Below are 19,733 nucleotides of genomic sequence, written 5' to 3'. Positions count from 1 at the left end.
CGAACTCACTCAGCGTGCGGACCCGATCACGGGGCCGCCGCGTCGATCGCCTTCACGATCCGCTTGTCGGAGACCGGGTACGCGGTGCCCAGCGCGTGGGCGAAATAGCTGACCCGCAGCTCCTCCAGCATCCAGCGGATGTCCAGGACCTGCTGCGGCACCGGCCGGCCCTGGGGCAGCTGCTCCAGCAGCCAGGCGTACTCGTCCCGCATCTCGTGGACCTTCTCCATGCGGCTGGTGTCCCGCTGGACGTTCGTCGGCATCTGCTGGAGACGCCGGTCGGCGGCCACCAGGTACCGCATCAGGTCCGGGAGGCGGCGCAGACCCGTCTCCGTCACGAAACCGGGCTTCACGAGGGCGTCCAGCTGCGCACGTACGTCCGCGAGGTTCGCGAGCAGCGCGACGCTCCTGGTGGCCTTCAGGCGGCGCTCACAGGCCTGCCAGGCGGCGAGGACCTGCTGGACCTGGCCGACCGTGCGGACCGTGGTGTCCACGATCTCGGCACGCACCCGGTCGTACAGCTTCCGGTACGACTCCTCGTCCCACGCCGGTCCGCCGAAGTCGCCGATCAGCTTGTCCGCCGCGGCCATCGCGCAGTCGTCGAAGAGCGCCTGGACGGTGCCGTGCGGATTGGCGGACAGGGCGAGCTTCTGCGCGTTCGTCAGCCGGTCCGAGGCGAACTTTCCGGGGTTCACCGGGATGTTGCGCAGGATGAGGCGCCGGGTGCCCTTCCACATCGCCTCCTGCTGCTCGGCCTCGGTGTCGAAGAGGCGTACGGAGACGGTGTCCCCGTCGTCGACGAGCGCGGGGTAGGCCTTCACCGGCTGGCCCGCCCGGCGCGTCTCGAAGACGCGGGTGAGCGAGCCGATCGTCCAGTCGGTGAGCCCCGTGCGCTCCAGCGACTGGCCGCCCTCGCGCTCGGCGGTGGCCGCGGCGGCCTGCGAGATCGCCTTGCGCGCCCGGGGCTTCAGCTGGAGCTGGAGCGCCTGGAGGTCCTTGTCCTCGGCGAGCTTGCGGCGCCGCTCGTCGACGATCCGGAAGGTGATCTTGAGGTGCTCGGGGACCCGGGACCAGTCGAAGTCGTCGGCCGTCAGCGGGACGCCGACCATCCGCTTGAGCTCGCGGGCCATCGTCGTCGTCAGCGGTTCCTGGAGGGGCACCGCCCGCTCCAGGAACTTCTGGGCGAAGTTCGGGGCCGGGACGTAGTTGCGGCGGATGGGCTTCGGCAGCGACCGGATCAGCTCGGTCACGACCTCCTCGCGCAGCCCCGGGATCTGCCAGTCGAAGCCCTCGTCCGTCACCTGGTTGAGCACCTGGAGCGGGATGTGGACGGTCACGCCGTCCGCGTCGGCACCCGGCTCGAACTGGTAGGTCACTCGGAACTTCAGCGGGCCCTGCCGCCACGAGTCGGGGTAGTCGTCCTTGCTGACGTCGCCGGCCCGCTCGTTGATGAGCATCGAGCGCTCGAAGTCGAGGAACTCCGGCTCCTCGTGGCGCTTGTGCTTCCACCAGGAGTCGAAGTGCGCGCCCGACACGACGTGTTCGGGCACCCGCTGGTCGTAGAAGTCGAAGAGAGTCTCGTCGTCGACCAGGATGTCCCGGCGCCGGGCACGGTGCTCAAGCTCCTCGACCTCGGTGAGCAGCCTGCGGTTGTCGGCGAAGAACTTGTGGTGCGTGCGCCAGTCGCCCTCCACCAGGGCGTTGCGGATGAACAGCTCGCGGGAGGCCTCGGGGTCGATCCGCCCGTAGTTCACCTTGCGCTGGGCCACGATCGGGACGCCGTACAGCGTGACCTTCTCGTACGCCATCACCGCGGCCTGGTCCTTCTCCCAGTGCGGCTCGCTGTACGTGCGCTTGAGGAGGTGCCCGGCCAGCGGCTCGACCCACTCCGGCTCGATCCGCGCGTTCACGCGCGCCCAGAGCCGGGACGTCTCGACCAGCTCGGCGGACATCACGAACCGCGGGGGCTTCTTGAAGAGCGCCGATCCGGGGAAGATCGCGAACTTCGCGTTGCGGGCGCCCAGATACTCGTTCTTGCCGGTGGCGCGGCCGCTCTCGCCGCCGGTCTCCTTCACGTCCTTCATGCCGACGTGGGAGAGCAGGCCGGCGAGCAGCGAGACGTGGACGCTCTGCTCGGGCGCGTCGTCCTCGTTGAGCTGGATGCCCATCTGCTTGGCGACCGTGCGCAGCTGGCTGTAGATGTCCTGCCACTCGCGGATGCGCAGGAAGTTCAGGTACTCCTGCTTGCACATGCGGCGGAACGAGGACGAGCCCCGCTCCTTCTGCTGCTCGCGCACGTACCGCCACAGGTTGAGGAAGGCGAGGAAGTCGCTCGTCTCGTCCCGGAAGCGGGCGTGGCTCTGGTCGGCCTGGGCCTGCTTCTCCGCGGGGCGCTCGCGCGGGTCCTGGATGGAGAGCGCGGCGGCGATCACCATGACCTCGCGCACGCAGCCGTTCTTGTCGGCCTCCAGGACCATCCGGGCGAGCCGGGGGTCCACGGGCAGCTGCGCGAGCTTGCGGCCGGTGTCCGTGAGCCGCTTGCGCGGGTCCTTCTGGGCCGGGTCGAGGGCGCCGAGCTCCTGGAGGAGCTGCACGCCGTCGCGGATGTTGCGGTGGTCCGGCGGGTCGATGAAGGGGAACTTCTCGATGTCGCCGAGGCCGGCCGCGGTCATCTGCAGGATGACGGAGGCGAGGTTCGTCCGCAGGATCTCCGCGTCCGTGAACTCCGGGCGGGAGAGGAAGTCGTCCTCGCTGTAGAGCCGGATGCAGATGCCGTCGCTGGTACGGCCGCAGCGGCCCTTGCGCTGGTTGGCGCTGGCCTGCGAGACGGGCTCGATGGGCAGCCGCTGCACCTTCGTGCGGTGGCTGTAGCGGGAGATGCGCGCGGTGCCCGGGTCGATGACGTACTTGATGCCCGGGACGGTCAGGGAGGTCTCGGCGACGTTGGTCGCCAGAACGATCCTGCGCCCGGTGTGCTGCTGGAAGACGCGGTGCTGCTCGGCGTGCGAGAGCCGCGCGTAGAGGGGCAGCACCTCGGTGAACCGGTAGTTCTTCTTGGTGAGCGCGTCGGCGGTGTCCCGGATCTCGCGCTCGCCGGAGAGGAAGACGAGGATGTCGCCCTTGCCCTCCGCCATCAGCTCCTCGACGGCGTCCGTGATCGCGGTGATCTGGTCGCGGTCGGCGTCGTCCGAGTCCTCCTCCAGGAGGGGCCGGTAGCGGACCTCCACGGGATACGTACGACCGCTGACCTCGACGATCGGGGCGTCGCCGAAGTGCCGGGAGAAGCGCTCCGGGTCGATGGTGGCCGAGGTGATGACGACCTTGAGGTCAGGGCGCTTGGGCAGCAGCTGGGCCAGGTAGCCGAGCAGGAAGTCGATGTTCAGCGACCGCTCGTGGGCCTCGTCGATGATGATCGTGTCGTACGCGCGCAGCTCGCGGTCCGTCTGGATCTCGGCGAGCAGGATGCCGTCCGTCATGAGCTTGACGAAGGTGCCCTCCGGGTTCACCTGGTCGGTGAAGCGGACCTTCCAGCCGACGGCCTCGCCGAGGGGCGTGTCGAGCTCGTCGGCGACCCGCTCGGCGACGGTGCGGGCGGCGATCCGGCGGGGCTGGGTGTGCCCGATCATGCCCCGGACGCCCCGGCCGAGCTCCAGGCAGATCTTGGGGATCTGTGTGGTCTTGCCGGAGCCGGTCTCGCCCGCGACGATCACGACCTGGTGGTCGCGGATGGCCTCCGCGATCGCGTCCTTCTTCTGGCTGACCGGGAGCTGTTCGGGATAGGTGACGGCCGGGACGCGGCGGCGCCGCTCGGCCATGCGGGACTCGGCCCGGGTGACCTCCGTGTCGATCTCGGCGAGCACGGCGGACCGGGCCTCGGGCTTGCGGATCTTGCGCGCGCCTTCGAGCCTGCGCCCGAGCCGGTGCGCGTCGCGCAGGGACAGCTCGGTCAGGCGGGCGGCGAGATCGCCGAGAACGGGGGCAGGATGCGTAGACATACGCGATCCAGGATCTCACCTCGGCGAAATGAGTGGCGAACGCTTTTGCGCGGCGGACCCGCCGGCGCCGCGGAGGCGCGGAGAAGGTGAATGGATATCCCGTTCCGTCAAGAAATATCCGTTCCGCGCCTTTAGCGTGTCCGTATGTCCGAGATGCCGCACGGTGCCCATGGCAGGACCCCGACGCGGGGCGAGCGGTGGGCCTGGTTCAAGGAGTCCCCGTTCCTGCCCGCGTCCGTGCTCGTGCTGATCCTCGCCGCGTCGGCGGGCCTCTTCGCCGGCTCGTACACGTACACCATGGCCAACCCGACACCCCGGCACGTCCCGACGGCGGTGATCGGCGCCTACGACACGGTGCGGGGCAAGGCGTTCATCGACGGCATGGAGAAGGCGCTCGACGCGTCCCTGCGGATCCGCGCCTACGACGGCCGGGCGGCGGCCGTCGAGGCGGTGGACGAGCAGAAGGTCTTCGCGATCCTCGACGTGCGGGAGGCCGGGCGCGCGGTCACGCTCGACGTCTCCGGGGCGTCCGGCGCCTCCGTCGCGGAGATCATCGCCAAGGCCGCGCCGGCCGTCGGCAGGGCCACCGGCGTCGCGGTCACCGTCAAGGACATCAAGCCCCTCCAGGCGGGCGACCCGCGCGGCCTCGCGATCTTCTACGTCTCCCTGGCGGCCGTGATCATCGGCTTCGTCGGGGCGATCCAGCTCAGCGTGCATGCGCGGGATCTGAACCCGCTGGAGCGCATCGCGTTCACGGCCGCGTACGCCCTGCTCGGGGCGTTCGTGATCGCGGCGGTGGTGGACTGGGTGCTGGGCGCGCTCGACCTGCCCTTCGTGGAGTCGTGGCTGATCCTCGCGCTGACGATGTTCACCTCCGGCATGGTCTTCACCATGTTCAACACCCTCTTCGGGCGCTGGGCGATGCTGCCCACCTGGGGGCTGATGGTCCTGCTCGGCAACCCCTCGTCGGGCGGCGCGGTGTCCTGGCCGCTGCTGCCGTCCGCGCTCGGCGCCATCGGGCGCTGGCTGCCCCCGGGTGCCTCCGTCAACGCCCAGCACACGGCGGTGTACTTCGCCGGTCACCAGCACGTGTTCCCGTTCCTGGTGCTGGCCTGCTGGGCCCTGGTCTCCTGCGGGGTGTTCTGGACCTGGCGGCACCGGCATCCGGGCGGCCGTACGGGGGGAGCGGCACACGCGGCGGCCTGACCACCGCCCCGTACGGCGGCGGACGGCGGGAGGGGCGGACGCCGTACGCGTCCGCCCCTCCCGCCGGGTCCGTCCGGTCACCCGTGACCGGACGGGGTGTCATCGCACGTCGACGTAGTCCTCGTATCCGCCGCCCACGAAGTGCTTGCTGTCGGGGTGCAGGAACACGGGCGTCCAGGTGCCGTCCTGCTGCGCCTTGAACCCCTTGGAGAAGGACCCGCCGGCGCTGGTGGTGACGGTCGTCATCAGGTACCAGGTCGACTTGCCCTTGGGCCGGAAGAGGATCTGGACCTTCTTGCCGCCGTACGCACGCCAGCTCGACGCGCCGGGCGCCCGCTCCTGGAGTACGCCCTTGACCGTGACGGTGCCGCCCTTGCGTACGGGTTCCGGCGACGCGTTGGCGTCCTTGATCCGGGTCAGCGAGCGGTTCCTGCGCAGGGAGCCGCTGGTGGTGCCGGTGACGTCCTTGGTCGTGGAACCGGCGTACCGCAGCCGCCAGTAGCCGTCCGGGTGGCCCGGCAGGTCGACGTGGAACTGCTCGTCGAACCCGGTCCGCACCGTCTTCTCGGTCTTCCAGCCGGTACGGCCGTCCGCGGAGTACTGCACGTCGACGTCGACCCGCTCGCTGTGGTCCTCGCCGGTGATGCCGAGGATGCCGGAGACGCTCAGCTCGGCGCGCTCGTCCAGGGAGGCGGTGAACTCCTTGAACGTCGTGCCCGCCGTGACCGCGACGGCGACATCGGCGGTCGCCGTGCGCTGGATCCACGCGTTGTACGGGTAGGGCGGGAACGACACCTCGTACACGGTCTTCTGGTAGGGCCGGGCGGAGAAGGTGAAGCGGCCGGCGGCGTCGGTGGTCGCGAGAACCGGATTGCTCGTGCTGCTGCCCTTGTGGTCCATCTCCAGCGGAATGCCGGACAGGGGCTTCCACTCCGTCCCGCTCTGGTATTGCAGCGTGCCGGAGACGGAGATCGGGTCACCGGCGGCGGGATGGAATGAGGCCCGGTCGAGGACCAGACGGGTCGGGGCCGCCTTCGGCCTGATGTCCACCCACGGGACCGTGGCGAACCCCAGGTCGCCGCGGTACTCGGCCCAGGCCCAACCGCCCTGCTCCAGCTCGCGCGAGAGGGCGAAGTGACCGTTCTCGTCCGTACGGGCGCTCGTGTCGCCGTTCTGGTCGAGATGGATGTCGACGGCGGCGTCGGCCAGCGGAACCGTCGCGCGGGTGCGCGGGTCGCGGACCACCAGGTCGCCGCCGACCGCGACGGTCTTGTCGTCGATGGTCGGTTCGTCGGGCGTCACGGTGAAGGCACTGATGACCGGCTGCTTCCGGTACCGCAGTGTGCCCGCGTCCTTGCGGACGGAGGTCTCGCCCGAGCTGTCCGTGACCTCGATGTCGATCGTGTAGTCGCCGAGGCTGTCCAGGTGGACGGGTTCCGAGGCCCAGACGCCGTCCCAGGGACTGTTCCAGTACTTCTGCGTGAATCCGGTCACCGTCGCAACCGGCTCTGTCGCGGTGCTGCCCGCGGGCCGGAGCTCCGCGGTGACCTTCTCGACGTCCTCACCGACGGCACTGCCGTGACCGAGACGTACGTCGATGACCGACCAGTCGGCCGAGTCGCTGTACGCCTCCTTGACCGTCGGCGCGGTGGCGTGGGCCGTGCCGGGCACGGCGAAGGTGGCGAGAAGGACGGCGCCGGCCGTGACGATGGCCCTGCTGGTGTGTCTCAAGAACCCCCCTAGGTTCCCCATGAGCGACGAAAACCCCCTCCGGTCACCCGGAGGGGGTTTCGACTCTTGTGGCTGGGGCCGGGGTCGAACCGGCGACCTATCGCTTTTCAGGCGATCGCTCGTACCAACTGAGCTACCCAGCCACGAGATTCCTCGCGGAATCTCAGCGGTCCTGACGGGATTTGAACCCGCGGCCTCCACCTTGACAGGGTGGCGAGCACTCCAAACTGCTCCACAGGACCAAGCTGTTGTGTGCGGCTGCGTGAACAGTGTCGCACACGGTTTTGCGTGCCCCCAACGGGATTCGAACCCGTGCTACCGCCTTGAAAGGGCGGCGTCCTAGGCCGCTAGACGATGAGGGCTATCGGCCCGCCTGGGCGCTTCTCAGCGCGTCGGGGACGTGAGAAGCATATGGGATGGCGGGAGGTATCGCCAAAACGGTTTCCGGAGGGCTTCCGGCGGGCCGGGGACACCGGAAGCGGCGGGGCTCCGGCGGCCTTGTTGGTGGGGGCGGGTGCCGGGTTCCGGCCCGTGGCGATGCAGGCCGGTGCCGGGTCCGGGCCCGCAGCGGTGGGGGTCCGGTGATCGTCGCTGGGGGAAGGGTGACGGGCGGGTTGTCAGGGGCGGGTGTTCGGCGGGGGGCTGGAGAAGCGCGTCGCGCCTGGCTGGTTCTCCTTCGGGAGGTGCCGGCTGACCTCCGCCGTCGTCAGGCCGAGGCCACCCAGCGCGATCTCGTCCCAGGCCTGCAGCCGGCGCGTGTCGCGGTCCAGGTAGAGGACCGAGGCCTCGATGGGGTCCGGGTACTTCCCCTCCACCGCCCGCAGTCCGCTGCCGCCCGTCGAACCCTCCACACGGAGCCTCGTGCCGTACGGCATGACCTCCATCTCCTCGTGGTGGACGTGCCCCGCCAGGACGAGCGGCACGTCGCCGTCCGTCTGCCGGGCCGCGTCCGGGTTGTGGGCGACGGCGACGTCGACCGGCGTGCCCGCCGTCTTCTGGTCCACCAGGGCCGAGGCCAGCCGCAGCCCCGCCATCCGCTCGGCCGCGTCGCCCCCGACCCGCGCCGTGCGGTCCGGCGTGAACTGCGGGTCGCCGATGCCCGCGAAGCGCAGGCCGGCCACCGAGACCGCCCTCCCGTCGTCCAGGACGTGCACGTTCTTCATGCGCTCCAGGTAGCGCTGGGTGTCGGCGGAGTCGTGGTTGCCGCGCACCCACACGTACGGGGCGCCGAGGTCCGGGATCGGGTCCAGGAAGCCGTTCTCGGCCGCCGAGCCGTGGTCCATGGTGTCGCCCGAGTCCACGATCACGTCGATGTCGTACTGCTCCACCAGCGAGGCGATGATCTTCCAGCTCGCCGGGTTGAGGTGGATGTCCGAGACGTGCAGCACCCGGATCGTGCCCGGGTCCGGTTCGTAGGCCGGAAGCGTGGAGGTGACGTCGTACAGCTTCGTCACGTTCGTCACCAGGCGCGCCAACTCCTTCTGGTAGACGTCGAATTCGCTGACGATGCTGCGGGCGTCGCCGACGACCGAGGGGGCCGAGGAGAGCAGGCCCGAGAACTTGGGCTCCAGGACGGACTTCGGGTTCCAGGTGGCGTACGCCGTCGCCCCGGACGACGCCAGGAGGGCGAGCGCCAGGCCGCCGGCCGCGAGGGCGCGGCGGGGGCGGCGGTACACCGCGAGGCCCAGCGCCGTGGCGCCGGAGACGACGGCCACGCAGGAGCGGACCGCCAGGTCGACGGTGCCGTGCTCGACGTCGCGCGTCACCTCGTCCTGGAGGCCGGAGAGCCGTTCCGGGTGGTCCACCAGGGCCTGGGAGCGGACCGGGTCGAGTTGGTCGACGTCCACGTCCAGGCGGATCGGGGCCCGGTGGCTGCGTAGTTCCAGGGCGCCCAGCGGAGAGATGTTGATCTTCGTGCCGCCGGTGAGGGAGGGGCGCAGCGTCATCGTGGTGTCCATCGGGCCGACCGGCGCGCGCACGTTGCCGACGATCAGCAGGCCGAGCCAGGCGCCCAGCAGGACGACGGCGGTCAGGCCGAGGGCGCGGGTGTACGGGTGCGGCTGCGGGACCAGTTCGACCTCGGGGTGGCCGCGGCGGGAGCGGTGGTGCCGGAGCAGGGCGCGGGGTGCGTTGCGGATGCGGGTGCGTAGGCGGTGCTCGGTGGCTGCGGCGCTGGCCATTGGTGCCGTATGCCCATGGGTGGGGGTGGATATGCGGCGCGGTGCGGTGGCTTGCGCGGTGGGTCGTGCCGTGGCTCTTGCGGTGGAGCGTCGTGCGTGGACTCTCGGGAAAGGGGCTCGTGCCCGACAATGGCGGTGTGCTGGAGATGACGCGCGAGGAGTTCGAGGAACTGGTGTCCGAGGCGTTGGACCGGATTCCGCCGGAGCTGACGCGGTTGATGGACAACGTGGCGGTCTTCGTCGAGGACGAACCGCCCGCCGATGATCCCGAGCTGCTCGGGTTGTACGAGGGCACGCCGCTGACCGATCGCGGCGAGTGGTACGCCGGGGTGCTGCCGGACCGGATCACGATCTACCGGCTGCCGACGCTGCGGATGTGCGACACGCGTGAGGACGTGGTCGCCGAGACCGAGGTGACCGTCGTCCACGAGATCGCCCATCACTTCGGGATCGACGATGCCCGGTTGCATGCGCTGGGGTACGGGTGACGGGGTAACGGGGGGCGTGACGGGGATGGGTGACCGGGAGCTGTTTGCGGGTTCCGGTTGCGTGATGTGACGCCGCGTCGGGGTGTTGGGCGCCCCGTCCGGATCAGGGGGTGGCCGGATGGGGTGGGTCGCTCTTGGGGGGCGCGTGTCCTTGGGCGTGCGACGGGAGTTGGGCAGGTGGACTCCCGACCCGCCCTCGGAGGTGGCTGCCCGTGCGCGCCTTGTACGTACCTGTCCGTCTGGCCGCCACGGTCGTCGCCGTCGCCGCGGCTGCCGGTTGCATGAGCGTGGGCAACGACGGGGCAGGGCCCGGGCCGTCGCATTCCTCGGGGCAGCGGGGTGGGGAGGCGCCGGACGGGGGGCCGGCGGGGTCCGGGGGTGTGGCGGGATTCCACCGGGGGCCCGGAGGGCGGGGCGGCTCGGGTGAGCCGGACTCCGCGTCGGGGTCGGCGTCCGCCTCCGCTTCCGCGTCCGGGGGGCGGTCCGCGAAGCCCTCGGCCGAGGTGACGTCGAAGGACGGCAAGGGCGGCAAGGGGGAGGGGGGCGGCGGCAAGGGCGGGGGGCGGCCGGGGGAGCCCCGGCCCACCAAGGGGGAGCCCAGTCCTACGCGGACGGTCGGGCCCACGGCCACGGAGACCACGCAGCCGTCCGCCGATCCGAGCGCGGAGCCGTCGTCTTCGGCGCATGAGCAGACCACGCAGTTGGTGCAGCGGGAGCCGGCGCCTCGGGCGGGGGCGCCGTTCTCGAATCAGGCGTCCTGATTCTGTGGGCGTGGGGCGCTGTCGGTCCGGTGGGTGGGTCGGGGCCGTGCCGGTACATCCGGCCGTCGGTAGTTGTTGCCGGCCCCCGTCACCAGCGTTCCTCGGTTGCGTACGTCCCCGTCTCGACGGCCATTTGATGTACCGGCACGGCCCCTTCGGTTTCATGGCGGCTTGCGGTCCGCGGGCGGCTGAGCTGCGGGGGCTCGGGCCCGGTGGTTCCGGTGCGGGGCCCAGACCCTGGCCGGGGTGGCCGTCCCACCCGCTCCAGTTGCGTGCAGGCGTGCAGACAGGGGGCCGCCTGCTCCCAGCTGCGTGCAGGCGTGCCGCTAGGGGCGGCACGGGTGGGCGCAGGCGGCTCCCCGTTGGCGCCGGGTTCGCCGTCCTGCCTCGACCTCGGCTGCGGCGCTGGGGGCGTGTGGCGGGGCCTTCGGAGGAGGGGGTGATGATGCTCACGTGGGGGACGTGCGGGGCGCTGAGCTGGGGGGATGGGGGATTTGGGTGGGGAAAATCGGGGTGTGGGGGGCGTGAGGGGGGGACGCGGTTTGCCAGGGGAGTGGAGGGGTGCGTATGGTGGTAGATCGTTTGATACCAATTGCCCGGCGCCAACAGAGAGCGCCGCGTGGCGCGTACTCTCCCTTGCCGTGGCCGGACCGCATAGAGGCGGTCGATTGCGACTTCACGGAGTTTGGGCGCGTGCCGTAGAACTCCGGAAGGTTCGCATTTCGCATGTCTGTTTCCAGTACTGATCACGTCGTCGTGCCCGAGAACATCGACACCGAGGGCGCCGACGTCGTAGAGCTCGCGCCGGCCGCGGAGTCCGCTCCCGAGGTCACCTTCGCCACTCTGGGTCTCCCCGAGGGCGTCGTGCGCAAGCTCGCGCAGAACGGCGTGACCGCCCCCTTCCCGATCCAGGCCGCGACCATCCCGGACGCCCTGGCCGGCAAGGACATCCTCGGCCGAGGCCGCACCGGCTCCGGCAAGACCCTCTCGTTCGGTCTGCCGCTGCTCGCGACGCTGTCCGGCGGCCACACCGAGAAGAAGAAGCCCCGCGGCATCATCCTCACGCCGACCCGTGAGCTCGCGATGCAGGTCGCGGACGCGCTCCAGCCGTACGGCGACGTCCTCGGCCTGAAGATGAAGGTCGTCTGCGGCGGTACGTCGATGGGCAACCAGATCTACGCCCTGGAGCGCGGCGTCGACGTCCTCGTCGCCACCCCGGGCCGCCTGCGCGACATCATCAGCCGCGGCGCCTGCTCGCTGGAGAACGTCCAGGTCGCCGTCCTCGACGAGGCCGACCAGATGTCCGACCTGGGCTTCCTGCCCGAGGTCACCGAGCTGCTCGACCAGATCCCCGGCGGCGGCCAGCGCATGCTGTTCTCGGCCACGATGGAGAACGAGATCTCCACGCTGGTCAAGCGCTACCTGACCAACCCGGTGACGCACGAGGTCGACAGCGCCCAGGGCAACGTCACGACCATGTCGCACCACATCCTCATCGTGAAGCCCAAGGACAAGGCGCCGGTCACCGCCGCGATCGCCTCCCGCAAGGGCCGCACGATCATCTTCGTCCGTACCCAGCTGGGCGCCGACCGCATCGCCGAGCAGCTCTGCGAGTCCGGCGTGAAGGCCGACGCGCTGCACGGCGGCATGACGCAGGGTGCCCGCACCCGCGTGCTGGAGGACTTCAAGAAGGGCTACGTCAACGCCCTGGTCGCCACCGACGTCGCCGCCCGCGGCATCCACGTCGACGGCATCGACCTCGTGCTGAACGTGGACCCGGCCGGCGACCACAAGGACTACCTGCACCGCTCCGGCCGCACCGCGCGCGCCGGCCGCTCCGGCACCGTCGTCTCGCTGTCCCTGCCGCACCAGCGCCGTCAGATCTTCCGGCTGATGGAGGACGCGGGCGTCGACGCCTCGCGTCACATCATCAACTCCGGTACGGCCTTCGAGCCCGAGGTCGCCGAGATCACCGGCGCCCGCTCGATGACCGAGGTCCAGGCCGAGTCCGCGGGCAACGCGGCGCAGCAGGCCGAGCGCGAGGTCTCGCAGCTCACCAAGGAGCTGGAGCGTGCGCAGCGCCGCGCGGCCGAGCTCCGCGAGGAGGCCGACCGCCTGGTCGCCCGTGCCGCGCGCGAGCGGGGAGACGACCCGGAGGCGGCTGTCGCGGCCGCCGCCGAGCAGGCCGTGGCCGAGGCTCCCGCCGAGGCCGCCGAGCAACCCGTCGAGCGTGAGCGTGCCTACGAGGCGCCGCGTCAGCGCCGCGACGACCGCGGCAACTACGAGCGTCGTGACAACGACCGCGGCGGCCGTACCTTCGAGCGTCGTGACAACGACCGTGGCGGCTTCCGCCGTGACGACCGTGGTGGCAGCGACCGTGGCGGCTTCCGCCGTGACGACCGTGGTGGCAGCGACCGTGGCGGTTTCCGCCGTGACGACCGCGGCGGCAACGCCGGTGGCCGTACCTTCGAGCGTCGTGACAACGACCGCGGCGGCTTCCGCCGTGACGACCGTGGTGGCAGCGACCGTGGCGGCTTCCGCCGTGACGACCGCCGTGACGACCGCGGCGGGCGTACGTTCGAGCGTCGTGAGGGTGGCGACCGCGGCGGTCGTACCTTCGAGCGTCGTGACAACGACCGAGGCGGCCGCACCTTCGAGCGTCGCGACGAGCGCGGCGGTCACCGTGGCAGCGACCGTCCCTTCAACCGCGACCGCCAGGACAACCGCCCCTCCAGCGGTTTCCGCTCCGGCAGCCACGACCGCCCGTACGGCCGTCGTGACGACCACCGCGGCACCGGTGCCGGCTCCTTCGGCCGCCGTGACGAGAAGCCGCGCTGGAAGCGCAACGGCTGATCCGGTGACGGGCCTCGCGCCCTGACGGAGAAGGGCCCGTACGACTCACGTCGTACGGGCCCTTCCGTCTGTCCGGGAAGATCATTTTGCGGCCGGGTCACGGTCGAGTTTCGGCCTTCGTGCCGCGCATGCCCGGCACTTGGTGAGGGAATCGCTGGGGGCATGACAACTCCACCCGCCTCAGGGGCGCGTGACCCCTCCGCCGCCCTCTCCGACGAGGAACGGCTCGCCCAGCTCGGCTACACCCAGGTCCTCGCCCGCCGCATGTCCGCGTTCTCGAACTACGCGGTGTCCTTCACGATCATCTCGGTGCTGTCGGGCTGTCTGACGCTGTACCTGTTCGGGATGAACACCGGCGGTCCCGCCCTGATCACCTGGGGATGGGTCGCGGTCGGACTGATGACGCTGTTCGTCGGACTGGCGATGGCGGAGATCTGTTCGGCCTATCCCACCTCCGCGGGACTGTACTTCTGGGCCCACCGGCTGGCGCCGCCCCGCACCGCCGCGGCCTGGGCGTGGTTCACCGGATGGTTCAACGTCCTCGGGCAGCTCGCCGTGACCGCCGGCATCGACTTCGGCGCGGCCTCCTTCCTGGGCGCCTACCTGAACCTGCAGTTCGACTTCGAGGTCACCCCGGGCCGGACGATCCTGCTCTTCGCCGGGATCCTCGTCCTGCACGGACTCCTCAACACCTTCGGGGTCCGCATCGTCGGCCTCCTCAACAGCGTCAGCGTGTGGTGGCACGTCCTCGGCGTCGCGGTCATCGTCGGCGCGCTCGCCCTCGTGCCCGACCACCACCAGTCCACGTCCTTCGTGTTCACCGAGTTCGTGAACAACACGGGCTGGGGCAGCGGGGTCTACGTCGTCCTCATCGGCCTGCTGATGGCCCAGTACACCTTCACCGGGTACGACGCCTCGGCCCACATGACCGAGGAGACCCACGACGCGTCGACGGCCGGCCCCCGGGGTATCGTCCGCTCCATCTGGACCTCGTGGATCGCGGGCTTCGTCCTGCTCCTCGGCTTCACCTACGCCATCCAGTCGTACGACAAGGCGCTCGCCTCGCCCACGGGGGCGCCGCCCGCGCAGATCCTGCTCGACGCGCTCGGGGCGACGGCGGGCAAGCTCCTGCTGCTGGTCGTCATCGGCGCCCAGCTCTTCTGCGGGATGGCCTCCGTCACCGCCAACAGCCGCATGATCTACGCCTTTTCGCGGGACGGCGCGCTGCCGTTCTCGCAGGTGTGGCACACCGTGAACCCGCGGACCAGGACACCGGTCGCGGCGGTCTGGCTGGCGGCACTGGGCGCCCTGGTGCTCGGCCTGCCGTACCTGATCAACGTGACGGCGTACGCGGCCGTGACGTCGATCGCCGTCATCGGCCTCTACATCGCGTACGTCATCCCGACGCTCCTGCGGCTGCGCAAGGGCGAGGCGTTCGAGCGGGGGCCCTGGCACCTGGGCCGCTGGTCGCGGGCGATCGGGATCGTCTCCGTCGCCTGGGTGGCCGTCATCACCGTCCTCTTCATGCTGCCGCAGGTCTCGCCGGTCACCTGGGAGACCTTCAACTACGCCCCGGTCGCGGTCCTCGTCGTCCTCGGCTTCGCCGCGACCTGGTGGCTGGTCTCGGCCCGCCACTGGTTCCTCAACCCCGGCCACGAACGCACCATCGCCCGTGAGGCCGCCCGTGCGGGCGCACCCGAACCGGTCGATCCCTGACCCTTCCCGCCCACTTCAGACCCCCCGGCGCGGCCGGGTCACCGATACCCGATCGGAGTCCCGGCCGCGTCCGGCTATGCTCGGGGATGCATCGGCGCGAGCCGTTGCGTGGACCCTTAGCTCAATTGGCAGAGCAGTGGACTTTTAATCCATTGGTTGTGGGTTCGAGTCCCACAGGGTCTACCACGCACAGCGCCTCACGCGGCCTCGGCCGGGTGGGGCGCTGTTGTCGTTGACCCGAACCACCACGAGCCGAGCGCTCGGAGCCGGAGAGTGCGCCCATGCCCCACCCCCACGTCCTGCTGTCCGCCGCCGTCTCCCTGGACGGCTTCCTGGACGACACCGGGCCCGACCGCCTGCTGCTCTCGGGGCCGGCCGACTTCGACCGGGTCGACGAGGTACGGGCGTCCAGCGACGCGATCCTGATCGGCGCGGGCACCATCCGCGCCGACAACCCCCGGCTGCTGGTGAACTCGGCCGAGCGGCGGCGGGCGCGGCTCGACGCGGGGCGCCCGGAGTACCCGCTCAAGGTCACGGTCAGCGGGTCCGGCGACCTCGACCCCGCGGCGCGGTTCTGGCACACCGGCGGCGACAAGACGGTCTACACGACGGACACGGGGGCCGCCCGGGCAGCCGCCGCGCTGCACGGACTCGGCGTCGAGATCGTCGCGGCCGGCCCCGAACTGGACTGGCGGACCGTCCTGGAGCACCTGCACGACGTACGCGGTGTCCGGCGGCTCATGGTGGAGGGCGGCGGCCGGGTGCACACCCAGCTGCTGCGTCAGGGCCTCGCAGACGAACTGCAGTTGGTCCTCGCCCCGCTCCTCGTGGGCGAGCCCGACGCACCCCGCATGTTCGGCCCCGGCCCCTACCCGGCTGGACGGATGAGCCTGGTGGAGACCCGGCCGGTCGGGGACGTCGTCCTCATGCGCTACGTCCCCACCGCCCCCGGCACCGGACCGCTCGCCACCGCCGCCGACCGGCGCTGGCTGGCACTGGCCTGCGAACTGGCCGCCCAGTGCCCGCCCTCGGAGACCGCCTTCAGCGTCGGCGCGGTCGTCGTCGCGGCGGACGGCACCGAGATCTCCCGCGGGTACTCGCGCCAGGGCGACCCGGTGGAGCACGCCGAGGAGGCCGCCCTCGCCAGGACCGACCCGGCGGACCCGCGCCTGGCCACCGCCACCGTCTACAGCAGCCTGGAGCCCTGCGCCCGCCGCGCGTCCCGGCCCGCGCCCTGCGCCCGGCTGATCCTCGACGCCGGGGTGCGGCGCGTCGTCACCGCCTGGCGGGAGCCCGACACGTTCGTCGCCGGTGCCGACGGCAGCGGGGTCCTGACGGCGGGCGGCGCCGACGTCGTCGTACTGCCGGAGTACGAGGAGGCGGCCAAGGCGCCCAACCGGCACCTGCTGCCGCCCGCCGCGTGACCGGGGCCGCCTGCCGGACGGGCTAAGCCATCCTGCGGGCGGGCGGCCGAGGGGTCAGGCTGCGAGGGAGTCGATGCGGCGGACCCGGAGGTCGAGGCGATGCGTTCAGTGGGGCGGCGGGTGACGGCGGTGCTGCTCGCACCGCTGCTGATGGGGCTGTTGGCGTCCTGCGGGACGTCCTCGCACGCGCGCTCGGCGGTGCGGGCGCGGCCCGAGGACGGGGCGTTCGAGCACCCCGGAGTGCTGGTCAGCCGGGAGCAGCTGGACAACGTGCGGCGGCACGTGGACCAGGGCGAGCAGCCGTGGGTGAGCGCGTTCCTCGGCATGCGGGACAGCCGCTACGGGTCGTACAAGTGGCAGGCCAAGCCGTACGCGACCGTGGCGTGCCCGCCCGACACCCGGGCCGGGCGCGGCTGCGTCGAGGAGCGCGAGGACGCCATCGCGGCGTACACCCAGGCCCTGTTGTGGAGCGTCACCGGCCGGCCGGAGCACGCGGCCAAGGCGATCGAGATCATGGACGCCTGGTCGGACCGGGTGCGGCGGCACACCGAGGCCAACGCCGGACTGCAGACCGCCTGGGCGGGATCGACCTGGGCCCGCGCCGGGGAGATCGTGCGGCACACGAAGGCCCACTGGCCGGCGGCGGGCGTCGAGCGGTTCCGGCGCATGCTGCGGACGGTGTACCAGCCCGAAGTCACCAAGCCGGTCCCGGACTTCAACGGCAACTGGGACCTCGTCATGACCGACGCCGCCATCGGCATCGCCGTCTTCCTCGACGACCACCGGGCCTTCGACGCCGCGCTCGCGCGCTTCCGGCAGCGCGTCCCCGCCTACTTCTACCTGCGTCAGGACGGGCAGCTGCCGATGGCCCCGGCGGGCGGCACGGTGGACACCCCGCAGAAGATGACGACGTACTGGTTCGGGCAGAAGCGCTACACGGACGGGGTCGCGCAGGAGACCTGCCGCAACTTCAAGCACGTGGGGTACGCGCTCGCCGCCACCGCCCACATCGCCGAGACCGCCTGGCACCAGGGCGTCGACCTGTACCGCGAGGTCGAGGACCGGCTGCGCGCGGCGCTCACCTTCCACGCCCGCTACCAGCTGGGCGAGACGCCGCCCGGCTGGCTGTGCGGCGGCAAGGTCGACCGCGACATGGGGCCCGACATGGAGGTCGCCCTCAACCACCTGGAGGGCCGGCTCGACGTCCGCGTCCCGGCCGCCCGCAAGCTCGTCGAACGGACCCGGCCCGCCGGAACGGACGATCTGTTCGTGTCCTGGGAGACCCTGACCCACGCCGGGAACCCGGCCGCCTGACCCCCGGCAGGAGCCGAATTCGCAGGTCGCGGGGGTGGCCGGGTGCAGGCGTGCGTCCGCGCCCCCGCCGATGGCGTACACTGGTCTCAACGACGCGGGGTGGAGCAGCTCGGTAGCTCGCTGGGCTCATAACCCAGAGGTCGCAGGTTCAAATCCTGTCCCCGCTACTGAAGGCCCAGGGCCGGAACTCGGATCATCGAGTTCCGGCCCTGAGTCGTTTCCCGGGCCGGGCCCGCCGGCGCTCCCATCGGTGTCATCCGGTCGGTCCACACCGGTCGCCGCCCGCCCCCGTGGCGGGAAGCCTGGACGGGTGGGGCAGCGAGGTGGCGCGCGACGGCCGGAGGAACCGGGGTCCGGCGGGGCCGGCGGCCGGTTCTCCGACGCCGACGACCGGGCCGCGCCAGACCCCCGTGACCGCGTGCCCGGCGGCGGGCCGGACCTCGGAGCGGGCCTCGTGGACGGCGGCCGGAAACCGCTTCCCGGAGGGCGCGAACGGGCCGGGGGACGGCTGCCCGGCGATCCGGTGCCCGATCCCGGACTGGGCGTCCCGTCACCGCCCGCCCCGGAGCGGCCCGCCCGCCGGATCTCGTACGCGCGCACCGTGGTGCGCGCCCTGCCCGCGCTGCTGATCGTCGCCGGGGTCCTCTACGACTACCTCACCCCGTCGCAGTTCACGGCCGCCCCCTTCTTCACGGCCGCGCCCCTGGTCGCCGCGCCGCTGCTCTCGCTGCGCGGCACGGTCCTCACCGGCCTCGCCACGGTCGCCGCCGTCCTCGCCGTGCACGTCGACCTCGGCATCGTCGCGCACGCGGAGGCGGTCACCGAGCTGGTCACCGTGGCGACCGTCACCGTCCTCGCCGTGCTCATCAACATGCTCGTCCGCCGCACCGACCGGCGGCTCGCCTCCGCCCGCGAGATCGCCGAGGCCGCCCAGCGCGCCGTGGTGCCGCGCCCGGAGGAACGGATCGGCGGGCTGGAGGTGGCGGCGCGCTACGAGGCGGCGCAGGCCGACGCGTTCATCGGCGGCGACCTGTACGCGGTGCAGGACTCCCCGTACGGGGTGCGGCTGGTCGTCGGGGACGTGCGGGGCAAGGGAATGGGCGCGGTGACGGCCGTCGCCGTCGTCATCGGGGCGTTCCGTGAGGCGGCCGAGCACGAGCCGACGCTGGAGGCGGTCGCCCAGCGGCTGGAACGGGCGCTGGCGCGCGAGGGGACGCGGCGCGACGGGCTGGACGCCTTCGAGGGGTTCACCACCGCCGTTCTCGCGGAGGTCCCGCACGGGGACGGCTTCGTGCGCGTCGTCAACCGCGGCCATCCCCCGCCGCTGCTCCTGCACGCGGACGGCACCCTGCGCACGCTGGAGGGGCCGGACTCCGCGCTGCCGCTCGGGATGGGCGAGCTGGGCACCTGGCCCGACCGTGCCGCCGTGGTGCCGTTCCCGGGCGGGGCGACGCTCCTCGTCTACACGGACGGGCTGTCGGAGGCGCGCGACCCGGAGGGCCGCTTCTACGACCCCGCGGCCCGTCTCGCGGGACGGGTCTTCCGCGACCCGGACGCGCTGCTCGACACCCTCATCAAGGACGTGCACCGGCACACGGGAGACGGGACGACGGACGATCTGGCGCTGCTGGCCGTACGGCGGCCGTGAGTCACCGGGGCGGGAGAAGGGGCCGAGGTCACCGCGAGTGATCGAGTAGCACCGCTGCGCATAACAACTGACGAACCGTCAGCGAAAATGAGGTTTAGCCCGCAGGGTCAACTCGCCCGGTTTTCACCGCCCGTGACCCGTAAGTCCGTGACGAAGACGTTAATGATCAGTCGGAACAGCTTGGAATACGGGACCCGAGTCTATTAACGTTCGATAACGCAGCGCGGTCGTCCCAGCCGTCACAAGAGATGGCTCCGTGCGCACGCGCCGAATCCCGCAAGGGAACCGGGGAACCACCAACTTGGGGTGAATCGAGCGTCTTCCGCGGTGCGGTGCACCCTGGTCGACGCGCGTAGGAGACCTTCCTGCTCCGAACCCGTCAGCTAACCCGGTAGGCGAGAAGGAAGGAAAGGAGCG

General features: G+C 71.4%; 10 protein-coding genes, 5 tRNA genes and 1 riboswitch. Of the genes, 9 read left to right on the top strand and 6 right to left on the bottom strand.

Annotation, left to right across the window (positions count from 1 at the left end; translation table 11 throughout):
- Positions 1 to 26: 26 nt before the first annotated feature.
- Positions 27 to 3,995 carry an ATP-dependent RNA helicase HrpA gene (gene hrpA / locus ACZ4VA_RS32225; RefSeq protein WP_356163574.1) on the bottom strand — a complete coding sequence of 1,323 codons (3,969 nt, stop codon included), beginning with the start codon at positions 3,993 to 3,995 and terminating at the stop codon, positions 27 to 29.
- A 153-nt stretch (positions 3,996 to 4,148) separates the two neighbouring features.
- Here hrpA and ACZ4VA_RS32220 point away from each other — a divergent pair, with 153 nt between their 5' ends.
- A complete protein-coding gene (locus ACZ4VA_RS32220) occupies positions 4,149 to 5,201 on the top strand; it encodes an ABC-2 transporter permease (RefSeq protein WP_356163853.1) in 1,053 nt (350 codons plus the stop codon).
- A gap of 99 nt (positions 5,202 to 5,300) precedes the next feature.
- Here the strand turns inward: ACZ4VA_RS32220 and ACZ4VA_RS32215 are convergent, their stop codons facing one another.
- The 5 genes from ACZ4VA_RS32215 to ACZ4VA_RS32195 form a co-directional block, all read right to left on the bottom strand.
- Positions 5,301 to 6,932 (bottom strand): hypothetical protein, encoded by a 1,632-nt coding sequence (locus ACZ4VA_RS32215; RefSeq protein WP_355785093.1) that lies wholly within the window; start codon positions 6,930 to 6,932, stop codon positions 5,301 to 5,303.
- A gap of 69 nt (positions 6,933 to 7,001) precedes the next feature.
- Positions 7,002 to 7,075, bottom strand: a tRNA-Phe gene (locus ACZ4VA_RS32210).
- A gap of 24 nt (positions 7,076 to 7,099) precedes the next feature.
- Positions 7,100 to 7,174 (bottom strand) — tRNA-Asp (locus ACZ4VA_RS32205).
- Between the two features lie 47 nt (positions 7,175 to 7,221).
- Positions 7,222 to 7,294 (bottom strand) — tRNA-Glu (locus tag ACZ4VA_RS32200).
- A 255-nt stretch (positions 7,295 to 7,549) separates the two neighbouring features.
- Positions 7,550 to 9,112, bottom strand: a complete 1,563-nt coding sequence (locus ACZ4VA_RS32195; RefSeq protein ID WP_355785090.1) for a metallophosphoesterase family protein — start codon at positions 9,110 to 9,112, stop codon at positions 7,550 to 7,552.
- Between the two features lie 137 nt (positions 9,113 to 9,249).
- Here ACZ4VA_RS32195 and ACZ4VA_RS32190 point away from each other — a divergent pair, with 137 nt between their 5' ends.
- The 8 genes from ACZ4VA_RS32190 (at position 9,250) to ACZ4VA_RS32155 (ending at position 19,316) form a co-directional block, all read left to right on the top strand.
- Positions 9,250 to 9,600, top strand: coding sequence for a metallopeptidase family protein (locus ACZ4VA_RS32190; protein ID WP_355785087.1), 351 nt, complete (start codon positions 9,250 to 9,252; stop codon positions 9,598 to 9,600).
- A 1,487-nt stretch (positions 9,601 to 11,087) separates the two neighbouring features.
- On the top strand, positions 11,088 to 13,214 hold the full coding sequence (locus ACZ4VA_RS32185) for a DEAD/DEAH box helicase (protein WP_355785085.1): 2,127 nt from the start codon (positions 11,088 to 11,090) through the stop codon (positions 13,212 to 13,214).
- A 162-nt stretch (positions 13,215 to 13,376) separates the two neighbouring features.
- Positions 13,377 to 14,930 (top strand): amino acid permease, encoded by a 1,554-nt coding sequence (locus ACZ4VA_RS32180; protein WP_356238146.1) that lies wholly within the window; start codon positions 13,377 to 13,379, stop codon positions 14,928 to 14,930.
- 110 nt (positions 14,931 to 15,040) lie between these two features.
- Positions 15,041 to 15,116, top strand: a tRNA-Lys gene (locus tag ACZ4VA_RS32175).
- Positions 15,117 to 15,211: 95 nt separating this feature from the next.
- Positions 15,212 to 16,354, top strand: coding sequence for a dihydrofolate reductase family protein (locus ACZ4VA_RS32170; RefSeq protein ID WP_355782425.1), 1,143 nt, complete (start codon positions 15,212 to 15,214; stop codon positions 16,352 to 16,354).
- Positions 16,355 to 16,453: 99 nt separating this feature from the next.
- On the top strand, positions 16,454 to 17,668 hold the full coding sequence (locus tag ACZ4VA_RS32165; RefSeq protein ID WP_356238147.1) for an alginate lyase family protein: 1,215 nt from the start codon (positions 16,454 to 16,456) through the stop codon (positions 17,666 to 17,668).
- A gap of 93 nt (positions 17,669 to 17,761) precedes the next feature.
- A tRNA-Met gene (locus ACZ4VA_RS32160) sits at positions 17,762 to 17,835 on the top strand.
- A gap of 143 nt (positions 17,836 to 17,978) precedes the next feature.
- Positions 17,979 to 19,316 (top strand): PP2C family protein-serine/threonine phosphatase, encoded by a 1,338-nt coding sequence (locus ACZ4VA_RS32155; protein WP_356238148.1) that lies wholly within the window; start codon positions 17,979 to 17,981, stop codon positions 19,314 to 19,316.
- 255 nt (positions 19,317 to 19,571) lie between these two features.
- Positions 19,572 to 19,729, top strand: a riboswitch (cyclic di-AMP (ydaO/yuaA leader).
- The last annotated feature ends 4 nt before the right edge of the window (positions 19,730 to 19,733 follow it).

It is taken from the genome of Streptomyces sp. NPDC028308, assembly GCF_055565855.1.
Note: the sequence above shows the minus strand (reverse complement) of the source record. Positions and strands in the feature narration are given on the sequence as shown.

What these genes read in the sequence shown, in the direction of transcription:
- hrpA (WP_356163574.1), bottom strand. Translation starts at nt 3,995, where the DNA reads ATGTCTACGCATCCTGCCCCCGTTCTCGGCGATCTCGCCGCCCGCCTG.
- ACZ4VA_RS32220 (WP_356163853.1), top strand. Translation starts at nt 4,149, where the DNA reads ATGCCGCACGGTGCCCATGGCAGGACCCCGACGCGGGGCGAGCGGTGG.
- ACZ4VA_RS32195 (WP_355785090.1), bottom strand. Translation starts at nt 9,112, where the DNA reads ATGGCCAGCGCCGCAGCCACCGAGCACCGCCTACGCACCCGCATCCGC.
- ACZ4VA_RS32185 (WP_355785085.1), top strand. Translation starts at nt 11,088, where the DNA reads ATGTCTGTTTCCAGTACTGATCACGTCGTCGTGCCCGAGAACATCGAC.
- ACZ4VA_RS32180 (WP_356238146.1), top strand. Translation starts at nt 13,377, where the DNA reads ATGACAACTCCACCCGCCTCAGGGGCGCGTGACCCCTCCGCCGCCCTC.
- ACZ4VA_RS32170 (WP_355782425.1), top strand. Translation starts at nt 15,212, where the DNA reads ATGCCCCACCCCCACGTCCTGCTGTCCGCCGCCGTCTCCCTGGACGGC.
- ACZ4VA_RS32165 (WP_356238147.1), top strand. Translation starts at nt 16,454, where the DNA reads ATGCGTTCAGTGGGGCGGCGGGTGACGGCGGTGCTGCTCGCACCGCTG.